At 47.7% G+C, this 14,470-nt stretch carries 7 protein-coding genes and 1 tRNA gene; 4 read left to right on the forward strand and 4 right to left on the reverse strand.

The annotated features are described in order from the left end of the window. Nucleotides 1-100: 100 nt before the first annotated feature. Nucleotides 101-1,423: an NCS2 family permease gene (locus BBC0178_RS08325; protein ID WP_078039805.1), complete on the forward strand. Its 1,323-nt coding sequence runs from the start codon at nt 101-103 to the stop codon at nt 1,421-1,423. A 620-nt stretch (nt 1,424-2,043) separates the two neighbouring features. Here BBC0178_RS08325 and BBC0178_RS08330 read toward each other — a convergent pair. Together BBC0178_RS08330 and BBC0178_RS08335 are read right to left on the reverse strand one after the other, a co-directional pair. Beyond that, entirely contained in the window at nt 2,044-3,162 is a 1,119-nt protein-coding gene (locus BBC0178_RS08330) for a DegT/DnrJ/EryC1/StrS family aminotransferase (protein WP_078039806.1), read from the reverse strand. Nucleotides 3,163-3,286: 124 nt separating this feature from the next. Then, complete coding sequence (locus tag BBC0178_RS08335) at nt 3,287-4,294, reverse strand: Gfo/Idh/MocA family protein (protein ID WP_078039807.1); 1,008 nt, start codon at nt 4,292-4,294, stop codon at nt 3,287-3,289. Nucleotides 4,295-4,465: 171 nt separating this feature from the next. Between BBC0178_RS08335 and BBC0178_RS08340 the strand changes: the two genes are divergently transcribed. After that, a tRNA-Met gene (locus BBC0178_RS08340) sits at nt 4,466-4,542 on the forward strand. A gap of 1,348 nt (nt 4,543-5,890) precedes the next feature. Then, nucleotides 5,891-7,564 carry a formate--tetrahydrofolate ligase gene (locus BBC0178_RS08350; RefSeq protein ID WP_078039809.1) on the forward strand — a complete coding sequence of 558 codons (1,674 nt, stop codon included), beginning with the start codon at nt 5,891-5,893 and terminating at the stop codon, nt 7,562-7,564. 1,143 nt (nt 7,565-8,707) lie between these two features. Here BBC0178_RS08350 and BBC0178_RS08355 read toward each other — a convergent pair. Both BBC0178_RS08355 and BBC0178_RS08360 read right to left on the reverse strand, forming a co-directional pair. After that, nucleotides 8,708-11,893, reverse strand: a complete 3,186-nt coding sequence (locus BBC0178_RS08355; RefSeq protein WP_077972246.1) for an efflux RND transporter permease subunit — start codon at nt 11,891-11,893, stop codon at nt 8,708-8,710. Further along, nucleotides 11,890-13,254 carry an efflux RND transporter periplasmic adaptor subunit gene (locus tag BBC0178_RS08360; protein WP_077972248.1) on the reverse strand — a complete coding sequence of 455 codons (1,365 nt, stop codon included), beginning with the start codon at nt 13,252-13,254 and terminating at the stop codon, nt 11,890-11,892. The genes BBC0178_RS08355 and BBC0178_RS08360 overlap by 4 nt, the downstream gene beginning before the upstream one ends. A gap of 220 nt (nt 13,255-13,474) precedes the next feature. Between BBC0178_RS08360 and BBC0178_RS08365 the strand changes: the two genes are divergently transcribed. After that, on the forward strand, nt 13,475-14,107 hold the full coding sequence (locus BBC0178_RS08365; RefSeq protein WP_078039810.1) for a TetR family transcriptional regulator: 633 nt from the start codon (nt 13,475-13,477) through the stop codon (nt 14,105-14,107). Nucleotides 14,108-14,470 lie beyond the last annotated feature (363 nt).

The following is a 14,470-nucleotide window of genomic DNA, read 5'->3' on the forward strand; positions in this document are numbered from 1 at the left end:
ATAAAAGGCTAACTGGTTCAGCACCCGCGACAGGGTTTTGAGTGGCGGTAACAAAATAGCAAAGCCACCTTGAAAAACAGTTTTAACAGGGATCGGTAGGATGCTCGAAAAACTATTTCACTTGAAAGCGAACAATACGCGTACCGGAATTGAAATTGGTGCCGGTCTTACAACTTTTTTGACCATGTCCTACATTCTTGCTGTCAACCCCACTATTCTGGGCGCTGCCGGAATGGATAAGGGGGCGGTTTTTGTTGCGACCTGTATTGCTGCCGCGGTCGGCTCTTTCATCATGGGGTTGCTTGCCAATTGGCCGATCGGCATGGCACCCGGTATGGGGCTCAATGCATTTTTTGCCTATTCGGTTGTCATTACCATGGGCTATAGCTGGCAACAGGCTTTGGGAGCGGTTTTCCTTTCGGGCATTGTCTTTCTGATATTGACAGCAACCGGTGTCAGACAATGGCTGATTGCCGGTGTGCCAAAGTCTTTGCGCAGTGCTATCGGTGCCGGTATCGGCATGTTTCTTTCCATTGTGGCATTCCAGAGTGCGGGCATTGTTATTAATAATGATGCCACTCTGGTGGGGCTTGGCGATGTAACCAAAGCGGGACCGGTGCTTGCCGGTATCGGGCTTTTTATTATTGTTGCCCTTGATGCCTTCAAGATACGCGGCGGCATTCTGATTGGTATTATTGCTGTAACCATTCTCTCTTTCATCTTTACCGATGACGGATATAAGAGTTTTCAAACTCTGGTTAGTTCAGGCGGAATTGCGCTTCCTCCTTCTGTTGCACCGACCTTTCTTAAGCTTGATATTCTGGGTGTACTGCATACCGGCATTTTCCACGTGCTTCTGGTTTTTGTGCTGGTCGAAATATTCGATGCAACCGGCACACTTGTCGGCGTTGGCAAACGCGCCGGTCTTATTCCCGACGACAAACCCAATAATCTCGGCCGCGCACTTTTTGCCGACAGCACGGCCATTCTCGCCGGCTCCCTTATCGGTACCAGTTCGACCACCGCATTTGTTGAAAGTGCCTCGGGCGTTGCTGCTGGCGGGCGCACAGGGCTTACCGCCATCACCGTAGGTGTGTTTTTCCTGCTCGCTCTGTTTTTTGCTCCTGTTGCGCTTGCTATTCCCGCCTATGCCACCGCACCGGCATTGATTTTTGTTGCCTGTCTGATGATGCGTGAATTTGCTGAAATCAACTGGGACGACATTGTCGAAGCGGTGCCGGCAGCACTTACCGCGCTTTTGATGCCGTTTACCTATTCCGTCGCCAATGGACTTGCCATCGGCTTCATAAGCTATGCTATTTTGAAAACAATTACCGGCAAATGGCGCGAGGTGCACCCTGCAACGTGGATTATCGCTTTCCTCTTCATCATACGTTTTCTGATGGAAGGCGGAGTGTTCTAAGGCTTCTATGCCGTTTTCCCGTCATCAAGGTGGGGGGTCCAGAGTGGATATACGCACTACCCCTTATTCAGGCGGGGATTGCGGAGGGCTGAGGCCCTCTCGCGCTTCTCTGCAATAGAGCACTCGCCAATTGCCAATTGTAGCTTATTCAGCCTTTCCATTTGTTAAGGTCAGGACTTCTCTTTTATTCAAGAGCTTGGTCTATTCCAAGTTTTTGCTTTTCATCCATTCATTGAACAGCCTGCCCGAATTCTGAAATCAATAAAGCTGAAAGAATTTCTTGGGACAAGAAAGCGGGCCCAAAATTTGCTGCCAATGTTTTATTAAATAAGCGATTTCATCGTCTACCCTTTCAGATGGGATAAAGACAAGTGCGACGAGAAGTTCATCAAGACGAATGGAAAAGCTAAGCCCAATGAAAAAGACGTTTTCGAGACGAATAAATTCATTACGCGATAAATTTATTATCCGATCAATTTGCTACGTTATAAATTTGCTATGTTTTAAATTTGCAGCCGATAAATTTTTTAGGGAATAAAAAAGACCGGCATGAAACCGGTCTTCTTCTTTTATTCTCAATCGCTATTTGTGATCGCCAGTCGGCAATAGCAAAGCTATTCTCACTTACCGCAAAATTCCCGGATCAAGCCGATAATTTTGTCCTGATCGCTTTCCGGCAAATAAGGATGCATCGGCAAGCTCAAAACGTGATCGGCTGCATATTCGGAAACTGGAAGGCCACCTTTGGCTTGCGGGAAATGACGGTAAGCAGTCTGCAAATGCAACGGCTTGATGTAATAGATCATGGATGGAATACCGGCATTTTTGAGATGTGCCTGAAGCCCGTTACGGTCTTCTACAACGATTGTGTATTGGGCAAAGGCAGAGCGTGACCCTTTTTCGATTTTCGGGGTTTTGACAACATCTTTCAAACCATCGCTATAACGTTTGCCAATAACAGCGCGTTTTTCCATCTCGTCTTCAAGAATATCGAGTTTCTGCAACAAAATCGCAGCCTGAATGGTATCAAGACGCGAGTTCAAACCGATGCGGACATTGTCATATTGGGATGAACCTTTGCCGTGGAAATAGATTGAACGCAGACGTTCGGCAAGGTCATCATCATCGGTAAACATTGCGCCGCCGTCACCATAGCAGCCGAGCGGTTTTGCCGGATAGAAGCTGGTTGCGCCAACATTGCCGAAAGCCCCACACATGGCATTTTCATGTTTTCCGCCAATGGCTTGCGCGGCATCTTCAATGATAAACAGGTTTTCTTTGGCGGCAACTGCCGAAATTCTATTAAAGTCGGCAGGAAGACCAAAGAGATCAACAGGAATGATCGCCCGTGGTGTCAGGCGGCCTTCTTTTTTGATCATTGCAATGGCTTCTTCAAGTTTTGCCGGATCCATATTGAAAGTATCGGGCAGAATATCGACAAAAACCGGCTCTGCACCGGTTAATGCAACAACTTCGGCGGTTGCGGCAAATGTAAAGCTTGGGCAGAAAACAGCATCTCCCGGTCCGATATTTTCAGCCATAAGCGGCATCAACAATGCGTCAGTGCCGTTCGAGCAGCCGATCACATGTTTAACGCCGATATAATCGGCCATACGTTTTTCGAATTCTTCGACTTCCGGCCCGAGAATATATTTGCCACTTTCAATCACATGGGCAATAGCCGTATTGATTTTATCTTTAATACGCGCCCTTTGCGCTCCAAGATCTATAAATTGCATATTCACTCCGTTGCTATAATTGTTTAGCTGGCCGAATCATTCATTGGCACGGCTTGCCTAACATAACGCCTTAGACGAACAATATGTAATCAAAGTTCTATGACGCATGTAACAGCTTTTTACATTATTTCTTCGCCGTATCTTTATTTTTTGCCTGCGTTTTACCAGAAATTTCCTTTGCTTTGTGATGCACACTGCCGGCTGTCAGAATACGCAAAACGGCAATGGCTTCGTCGCCATTGGTGCGCGGTTCCTCACGGGTTTCGATACAGTGCAGGAAGTGCTGCAATTCGCGGGTGAGCGGCATTGCCTCTTCAACCGGAATATATTCCGGCTCGTCGGCGGTAAATGCCCATTGATTATTATCCTGCCAAACCTCGAAACGGTAAATGGCAAGCTTTCTTCCCCAAGGTTCGACATCATCAAACACGGCCATGGCTTTGGTGCCAACCACCGTCAAACGCCGTTCACGATAGGGATTGAGGCGGGACGCAAAAAGGTGGCTGCGCATGCCATTGGGAAATTTCATATGGACATGGGCAAAATCGGACAAATTGTCGATAATCGCCGCGCCCTCGCCGTGAATTTCCGAAGGTTCACATTTTGTTATAGCCAAAATCATTGAAAGGTCGTGGGGCGCGAGATCCCACAATGCATCACTTTCGGTGTGGAACTTGCCAAGCCCCAGACGGTGCGCATGAATATAGCGCACTTCGCCCAATGCGCCTTGATTGACAAGTTCAAGCAATTTTTCAAATGCCGGATGGTAGCGCAAAACATGCCCGACCATGAAGATGCGCTTGTGTTCCTTTGCAATGCGCACTTCGCGCTCTGCATCCTCGACATTAAGCGCAATCGGTTTTTCAACCAGCACATCCTTTCCGCCTTCAATCGCCCTGATGGCGTTTTCCGCATGAAATTGCGGCGGCAGTGCCAGAACCATAGCATCTATATCTTTACGGGTAAAAATCTCGTCAACGGGGATTGCCTCGACATCGTGTTCTGCTGCAAACCCTTCCGCACGATGAACGTTCACGTCGGAAACGGCTGCGAGCGCTCCCAGACTTTTCAAAGTACGTATGTGATTGCTCCCCCAATAACCACATCCCAAAACTGCTACGCGTGGAGCCATTGTCTATGCCTTATCCTTATTGCTGAACTGAAAAGCAATATCTTATCTGTTCAATATCGGTCATGAACGCCATTGACAAGAGAAAAGCTCAAAAACGATGCTTGACATAGTGGGATTGAACCCCTTATATCGCCGCCACGGCTAAATGTTTTTTAAAAAGACATTTTTTGTGGCGGAGTAGCTCAGTAGGTCAGAGCAGAGGAATCATAATCCTTGTGTCGGGGGTTCAAATCCCTCCTCCGCTACCAAAGCCGCCGTTTCTCCCCTTTTTGATCGCTTCCCGCTTGATCGCTTTCTTCATAACGATAAAGTCTTTTATAATGGCTTTCGTCTCGGAAAATCGGGCTTTTTGATTTTTTAAAAAATTTGGTCCCGCGGTGCTGCCTCCAAGTCTTGCTGTTTCAACTTAAAACGCCGCGCCGCCGCACTTTTTGCCGCACTTTCCACCGCATGAAACCGTCAAAACCGGTAGCCACGTCGCATCTAGATTTCATCCGCTTCATGGGAAGAGTTATATATCTAGCGAAAAAGTAGCGTGTTAAACGAAAAATCTGAACATTAAGCGAAAAAGCAGCGCGATTATTTGTCTCCCGCACGAAAAAGTCTATAAAATCCGGATAAAACGTATCTTAAAAAATGCGCTCTAAAAACCGTCCCTTAAAAAATCCGTTCAATTATTTAAAAAAGCGTTTTTCTTTTTTGAATAGAAAAATTTCCGATTTTTCTTTCCTCATCAATTTTAAGTAATCTTTGTATCATTATGGGGCAAATCAACCGGTTTCATATTTTCTGCTTCAATCTTTATTCTATTTTCGTTTTGAAGCCGCGAATGTCTTGTAATTATGAGCTTTCCGGCTTGTTTCTCCTCTTCCCCCATCATTTTTGTTACTTTTCCAAGTCGGGCTTATCCGGTTTTATTGAAACCTTTGATCTCGTGTTTTGGAGACTAAAAACACCGGCAAATGAACGAACCAATCCGGATGGATTTGTTGTTTTGTTTCTGCTGCTCGCTTTTTTTGGCAAGCCACCCATGTGGTGGATTGTGATTCGTTTTGGCTTCCTCGTCTCTGGTCAAAAACATGAGCTTTGAGTAAAAAACGTTAACTATTTCAACGTCTCCCCATCTTATTATTTTACCGATTTTTCGCTATCCACTGTTTTCCAGCTATTTTTTGCCCGTCTTGCTTAACCTATGAGTCTTCGTGCGAGAGTTTTCCTTCAAAAAATAAATTGTCAGGGAAGAATTGCGCAGCGGCGGGATTAAATTTTCAACAGCCCGAAATATTAAAGCGGTTTCGCGCCATTTGGCCGTTTTCTTTTAGGCTTTTTTCAAAATTATTTCCGTTCAATAACTTTACGGAGTTTATGCTGTTTCCAGCCGGCTACACGCGCCGCAAAGGCAATTGGTCTTGGTTGAAAGCCTAAAAGAAAAGACAATTTTTATGGTACGGTCATTGTTTATTGCCGGTTAAAAATGGCATTATTGTTAAATGTGGGGTAAGAAACCCCCATTGATTGACAAAATGGCAATCATTTTGCCAAATCGAAGAAATGACCGCAATTTTTACCTGTTGCGCCTGATAATAGAGAATTTTGATGAATCTTTCAGATATTGAAATAGCCCGTCAAGCAACCAAACTGCCTATCCGTGACATTGCCGCCAAGCTTGATATTCCTTACGAAGATATTGTTCCTTACGGCCATGACAAGGCAAAAATCAGCGCGAAATATATCGAAACGCTCAAAAACAATAAAAACGGCAAACTTATTCTGGTGACCGCCATTAACCCGACACCGGCAGGTGAAGGAAAAACCACGACAACAATCGGCCTTACCGATGCGCTCAATCATATTGGAAAAAAAGCTGTCGCATCATTACGCGAACCATCCTTAGGGCCGAATTTCGGACAAAAAGGTGGAGCCGCCGGTGGCGGACGTTCGCAAGTCATTCCGATGGAAGACATCAATTTGCATTTCACCGGTGATTTTCACGCCATCACATCGGCCAATAATCTTCTTGCCGCAATGGTGGATAACCACATTTATTGGGGCAATGAACAGAATATCGACTCCCGCCGGATTACATGGAAACGCGTGGTCGACATGAATGACCGCGCGCTTCGTGATATTGTTCTTTCCCTTGGCGGGGTCAAAAACGGGTTTTGCCGCCAAAGCGGGTTCGACATTACGGTGGCCTCCGAAATCATGGCAATTTTCTGCCTTTCCGAAAACCTTGCCGATCTGACAAAACGCTTGGGCAAAATTATTATCGGTTACCGTTACGATAAAACGCCGGTCACCGCTTCCGACATTCATGCAGAAGGTGCAATGGCAGTTTTGTTGCGCGATGCGCTCGCGCCCAATCTGGTGCAGACAATCGAACACAATCCGGCTTTTATCCATGGTGGCCCTTTTGCCAATATTGCCCATGGCTGCAACTCGGTCATTGCCACCAAAACCGCATTGAAGCTTGCCGATTATGTCGTCACGGAAGCGGGTTTCGGTGCTGATCTTGGAGCCGAGAAGTTTTTCGACATCAAATGCCGCAAAGCCGGATTGAAGCCTGATGCAACCGTCATTGTTGCAACAATCCGTGCGCTGAAAATGAATGGTGGCATTGAAAAAAGCGATCTTGCCCATGAAAATGTTGCGGCATTGAAAAAAGGCACAGCCAATTTGTTGCGCCATATTTCTAATATGGAAAAATATGGTGTGCCAGTCATTGTGGCGGTCAATTATTTCAATTCCGACACCGATGCGGAAATAGAGGCTTTACAGAAAATCGTTGCTGAAACCGGCCATCAAGCCATTATTTGCCACCATTGGGAAAAAGGTGGTGAAGGTGCCGAGGAACTGGCGCGTGCTGTCGTAAAAATGATTGCCGAAAACAAAAGCAACTTCCACCCACTCTATGCCGACAACTTGTCATTGGAAGAAAAGATCAACACCATTGTGCGCGAGATTTATGGCGGGCGCGGTGCCGATATTCCGGCCAATATTCTGAACCAATTGAAGGCCTGGGACGAGGAAGGCTATGGAACTTTACCGGTCTGCATGGCAAAAACGCAATATTCATTTTCGGCCGACCCGAAACTGCTGGGAGCACCGGAAAATTTCACCATTCCCGTGCGTGAAGTCAAATTGAGTGCCGGTGCCGGATTTGTTGTGGTGATTTGCGGTGATATCATGACCATGCCTGGGCTTCCCCGCCACCCCATGGCTGAAAAAATCCACCTTGATGAAAACGGGAATATTGAAGGCCTTTCGTAATCTTCAGTCCGTTTTCATGAATAAGATCGGCTAACGGGCAATATATCCTGTTACCTGCCATTTCACGCGTTCTATAAGGTCGAGGTGCATGAAACATCCGTTCTCGTGACTGTTTTTGTCAGGCTTAATAACATTCGAGCGGACGCTTTCATGCAGCTTTTACGCCTTTCCCGTGAACTGTGCTGGATAGAACTTCGTAAGAATTATCTTGCGGTCGAATGAAATCTTTTCACTCTGGTTCTGACCTTCATTAGATTTATTACTGCTATGGGGTAGCGCATCCCCTCTCTGTTCCTCAAACGCAGGGAATTTTTCTCGCTAGTAGGAACCAGCTTCTCATCCCATTCGCAAGCTTCAATGGATTTATTGGTGCCGCCGTATATCGCATCCTTGGCCTTTTTAGCGACTTTGGTAAATTTATTTTTCTGCCGAGCGCTAACTTCCTATTCCGTTTTCAAGCATCCAGAGATTTCCTTTTGCTGGTGTGCTGCGTTTTCTGCTCTGCTCCCCTATTCAGAGGAATTTTTCTTGCTTGTGGGCACCGGCTTCTCATCCCATTCGCAGGCTTCAATGGATTTAATAGGTGTTGCGGCATCGCATTCTCGGCCTTTTTAGCGACTTTGGTAAATTTATTTTTGTTGCCGAGCGCTAACTTGCTAACCTGTTTTCAAGCCTCCGGAGATCTACTCTTGCAGGTCAGCTGCGTTTTGCTGCTCTGTTCCTCAATTCAAAGGAATTTTCTCGCTGCCGAGCACCATCTTCTCGTTCTGCTCCTAAGCTTCAATAGATTTATTGGTTTTACAAAGTAGCGCATCCCCGCCCTTTTCCCCGAGTTTGATGATTGTTCCTGCCGGCGGCGCTCCTTCTCTTATCCTCCCCCTATCCTTTTTCCGCCGGCAGTCTGGTTTTTCTGCCTGCATCTTGCCCCTTTCCGTTTTCCATTCGTCGTCGGGCTATCATTTTCTTGAAATCCTTAAAATTACATCGCTCCCCCAATCCTTTGACTTGTACCGTGTGCCGCTGTGGAACCCGAAAGGATGACCGCGAGATTCAAGTCATTGAAATTCAAGTTATGGAGTAATCGGGGCAATAAAAAACCCCGGTGGAGACCGGGGTTTTGTTTTTGGCTTTGTCAACAAGCAATCAGGCTTGTTGGACATTATTGCCTGACTGATTATCGGGTGCGGATTGAGCCTCCGGTGCATTGCCGCCATTTGTCGGCTCTCCACCAGCAGTTCTTCCGGCACGGTTTCCGCTAAACAGCCTGTAGAACATCGGGATAAAGAAGGTTGCAATACATGTTGCAGCCAACATACCGCCGATAACACCGGTACCAATTGCGTGACGGCTAGCGGAACCGGCACCGGTAGATCTTGCCAAGGGGACAACACCAAGGATAAACGCCAGAGATGTCATCACAATCGGGCGGAAGCGAAGACGTGCTGCAGAAATCGCCGCATCAATAGCCGATTTGCCGTTTTCACGCTCGAGCACAGCAAATTCGACAATCAGAATAGCGTTTTTCGCAGCCAGCCCCACAAGTGTAACGAGGCCGATCTGGAAATAAACGTCGTTGCTCAGTCCCCTTAGGTAAGTGAATGTCAAGGCGCCGGCAATTGCGAACGGCACAGCAGTGACAACCGCAAAAGGCAGGCTCCAGCGTTCATATTGCGCAGCCAGAATGAGGAACACCATAATGATACCGAAGATCATAGCGGTTGAACCGGCACCACCGGCCACAACTTCCTGATAGGCGGAACCTGTCCAGGCGATCTGGTAGGTATTGGGCAAAACCTTACCGGCAACTTCGGTCATGGCCTTGATCGCATCACCGGAGGTAAAGCCGGTTCCCGGATCACCCATGATCTTGGTGGCATAGAAAGCATTGAAGCGTTCAAGCTGGTCGGAACCGGTAATACGCGTTGTTTGGACAAGCGCATTCAACGGTATCATGCTGCCGGAATTGGACCGCACAAAGACCTGCTTGATGTCTTCCGCACTTTTACGGAACTCGCCTTCGGACTGGATTTTAACCTGATAGTTACGTCCGTAAAGGGTGAAGTCGTTGATATAGATGTTACCGAATGTTGCCGAAAGGGCATCATAAATCGAATTGATCGGCACATCCATAGCACGGGCTTTGACACGATCGACATGGAAGTCGTACTTCGGAACGTTCGGGTCAAAAGTGGTGCGGACATTCTTCAATTCCGGACGCTGGTTGGCAGCTTTGACGAGTTTCATGGTCATATTGAAGAGTTCATCAATCGAGCCACCGGCGCGGTCCTGCAGATACACTTCAAAGCCGCCTGTTGTCGAAAGGCCGGTAATGGGCGGCGGGTTGAAAGCAATGGTGACACCGTCCTTGATGCCTGACGTCATACCGATCACTTGCGGGGCAATCACACGTGCATCATCCTTTGGATCGGGTCTTTCTTTCCAATCCTTGAACATGACGAACATGGCGCCCGAACTTGTCTTTAAACCGCCCGAAAGCAGGTCATAACCGGCAAGCTCGGCAATATTCTCGACCGCAGGGTTCTGCTTGAGAATTTTATAGGCCTTGTCGACAACACCTTGTGTTCTTTCAAGGGAGGAAGCCGAAGGCAGGAACGAAACGGCAAGCACATAGCCCTGATCTTCATCCGGAACGAGAGAGGAAGGAACCTTCTCGAACATAAAGACAGCAAAGACACAAACCAGCACAAAACCGATAATGCCATACCAGAATTTATGGACAAAGAAGCCGACACCGGAAACATAAAGATTGGTGATCTTCTGGAATGTTTCGTTAAACCAGCGGAACGGTGCAATCGGTTCGCTATGGCGCGGTTTCAACAAGAGCGAGCACAAAGCCGGTGTCAATGTCAAAGCCACAGTACCGGAGATCACAACCGAAATGGCGATTGTTACAGCAAATTGCTGATACATAACACCGGCCATACCGCCCATGAAGGAAACCGGAATGAACACGGCGCACAGAACCAGCACAATAGCGACAACCGGCCCTGTAACCTCGCTCATCGACTTGATTGCCGCATCATGAGGCGAAAGCTTTTCTTCCGACATAACACGTTCGACGTTTTCCAACACCACAATCGCGTCATCAACCACAATACCGATGGCAAGCACCAGCCCGAACAGTGTCAACATATTGATCGAAAAGCCGAGCACGTAAATACCCGCAAACGTTCCGATAATGGATATTGGCACCGCGATAATCGGTATAAGCGTCGCTCGCCAGTTCTGCAGGAAGATGAACACAACCACAATAACAAGCAGAATAGCTTCGATGAAGGTGTGGACAACTTCCTCGACGGAAACCTGAATGAACTTGGTGGTATCGTAAGGTACCGAATATTCAATCCCCGGAGGGAAGGCAACTTTCAATTCATCCATACGTTGCTTGATCGCCTGCATGGTGGCAAGGGCGTTGGCACCCGGTTGCAGGAAGATCAGGATCGGCACCATCGGGTTGCCGTTCAAATTGGATTCAATGAAATATTGCTGGGTACCGAGTTCGATACGCGCAACATCTTTCAAACGCAATGAAGCACCGGTATCATCCGACCGGAGAATAATGTTACCGAATTCTTCTGTTGTAACAAGGCGGCCTTGCGTCGTTGCCGAATAGGTGAAAGCGCCATTAATATCTGGCTGTTCCCCGATACGACCGACAGGATATTGGTTATTCTGTTCCTTGACCGCGTTGATAACATCGGTCGGTGTCATATTATATTGGGCAAGCTTGTCAGGCCGCAACCAGATACGCATCGAATAATCGACATGTCCGAGAACCTGAGCATCACCGACACCGGGAATACGTTTCAAATCGTCAACAACGTTAAGCAATGCATAGTTGCCGACATAAATACGGTCATAGGCATTGGTTGTCGAACGCATGGCAACAAGACCGAGAATGGACGAGGAGCGTTTATCGGCAACAACACCGAGACGCTGCACTTCCTGCGGCAAAGTTGTCAAAGCACGTTGAACGCGGTTATTGACGTTAATGGTTGCCTGATCAGGGTCTGTTCCAAGCGCAAAAGTAACAGTGATCTGCAATGTACCGGACGCGTTGCTGGTCGATTGCATATAGATCATGTCTTCAACGCCGTTGATCTGCTGCTCAAGTGGCACAGCCACAGTCTGCGCCACTGTTTCGGCACTGGCACCCGGGTACTGCGCCGAAACCACCACTTGCGGTGGCAACAAATCAGGATATTGGGCAATCGGCAATATGCGCATACACATAAAGCCGGCCAATACGATGATAATGGATATAACCGACGCGAAAACCGGTCGGTTAATAAAGAAACTATAGCTCATTGTGCAGGTCCCGAAGCTTTTGCATTGCCCCCGTTAGGTGCCTGTTGCGGCGCATCGTCGGTGACATTAACCATCAGGCTCTTGCCCTCAGGAACACGCATCAGCCCCTGTTCAATATAAACCTGGCCTTCGGTGACAACTTCATCTCCGTCACGAAGCCCCTGAACGATCTTGTTTTTGTCTTTTGAATCAAATTCGGCACTGTCAATCAGCCAGTCGCCGTTTTGCATCTTGCGCACGGCCTTGACCGGACGTTGCTCGACAACCATCAACCGACCGGCCGGCTTTTGTGGCTGCCCCTTGCCAGCATCTCCACCATTGGTGGCAGCCGGAGCTTGAGCCTCAGCACCTTTCGGAGCGTTCGGGTCGGCCTTTGGCGGCTCGGGCTTTTTCAACAAATAGACAAACTGGCCACTGCTGTTTTGGATGAGAGCCGATTCCGGAATGGTCATGGCATTCGCTAATTTGATACCGGTGACCGTTACGCGTACAAACATACCCGGAACCAGACGACGATCGGGGTTGGCAATAACAGCACGTGCACCCAAGGTTCCTGTCTGCTTGTCAATTGTCGGCGAGGTAAAATCGACCGTACCCTGTTCGGGGTAATCAACCCCTTCACCAAGGCGGACAGTGACTTTCAGATTGTCGATCTTTTCGCCGCGCTTCTGCATCTCGTCCATCAAATGGCGAATCTGGTCATATTCACCATCGGCAAAGGAGAAGTTGACATAGATCGGGTCAAGCTGGGTAATGGTGGTAAGCAAGCTCGACGTCGGGTCGGTTCCGATAAGCGAACCTTCCGAAACAGCCTCGCGACTGGTCAACCCGCTAATCGGGGCGGCAACTTTCGTATATTCGAGATTGAGTTCGGCAGTGCGCAATTCTGCTTTTGCCTGCATCAATGTTGCTTCATCGGCATCGCGTTTGGCAAAAGCCTGATCACGCAATGACGTTGATTGCACCTTCTGTTTCACCAGTTCTTCGGCACGGTCGGCATCACGAACCGACTGGTCGTAATTGGCTTGTGCCTGTGCAACCTGTGCGCGCGCCGATGCAACAGCAGCCTCGTATTTGTCCGGATCAATCTCGAACAATATGTCGCCCTGTTTGACTTCCGAGCCTTCAACAAAATTGCGGTGCAACAAAATACCGCCGACACGGGCACGAACTTCGGTTTCACGATAGGCAACAACACGGGCTGCATATTCGTAATTTAACGGAACTTCTGCCTGATGGATAACCTTGCCGCTGGCTTGTGATGGCGGCGGCATATGTTTTTCCTGTTTGCCACAGGCAACGAGTCCAAAAGACAGCACGCCAACAAAAAGAGCGGCCGATATTTTCCTTAATAGTGTCATAGGATGTCAGACCTTGATATTTTTTTCGTGTCCGGTAAAATATACATACATGGATGTTTGTAAATAGCTAATTCGCTAATAACCACTTAATAACAGCAATAATAAGGCGTCACAACCGGTTGCAAAGACCTAATCGAACTTTTTTAATCAGGATTTTGCTTTTTTCAGGACAAGATGTGGTGTTTGCGGGGACTATGACGGGACAAAAAGGGGTAACAAGATGCGCCGGACAAAAGCCGCGGCAAGCGAGACACGTGAAGCCATTCTTGACGCTGCAGAAACGGCTTTTCTAACCAAAGGTGTTTCCAAAACGTCATTGAATGAAATTGCCGAACGGGCCGGCGTTACACGCGGAGCAATCTATTTCCATTTCCGCGACAAACCGGCCATTTACAATGCCATTATCGACCGTATCAAATTTCCGCAAGAAGACCTTATTGATGAAGTAAGCCGCAATGATTCTGTCAATCCGATTGATGTTTTAGAAAAATCGGCCTGTGCTTCACTCAGCCGTTTTGCCGAGGACGAGCACCAGCAGCGGGTCATGACAATCATCACTTTGCGTTGCGAATATGTTGATGAATTTTCGCAAATGATATTACGCTTGAGGGAAGCCCATGACAGTATGCTCGATCTTTTTACGCGCATGCTCTATGTGGCGCGAAGCCGCGATATGCTTTCCGATGAATGGGAGCCCGAAGATGGCGCGCGCGTGCTTGTGTGTGTGGTAGGCGGCATTCTTCACGAGTGGCTGAATTCGGCAAAGAATTTTGACCTCTATGCGCTCGGTACACGATTGATTCTAAGCCAAACCCGCTCTTTCCGAAAAAATTCCCGCCAACTTGTCGGGTGAATAACTTTTCACTTTGCGCCCTCTCCTCAAAACACATAGCGAATCTATAAAATTGCCACGCTTTGGAAACATTTGCCCCACTCTATAATTATCCCGCTTTGTAAATGGATTACCGCGCTTTTAAAAAATTATAGCATTTCATTTAAAAATCGCCCTGCCTTTTAAAAAAGCAAAGTGATTACACTATTTCTTATTTTGGCCTTTCCCCTGTTCTCTTTTGTTTTATTCGAGACCTTACTCTTGACCTACAGGTTTCGGCTTTTCATTAAATTAGCTATCGGCAAAGGGGACAGCAAAAGCGGGCGGCAAAATTTTTTTAGAGTTTTTATGTGAGCCTCGCCGCCCTTGAAATTCTCCAAAAAG

Origin of the sequence: Ditibartonella apihabitans (assembly GCF_002007485.1) — a bacterium.
GTDB classification, from domain to species: Bacteria; Pseudomonadota; Alphaproteobacteria; order Rhizobiales; family Rhizobiaceae; genus Bartonella; species Bartonella apihabitans.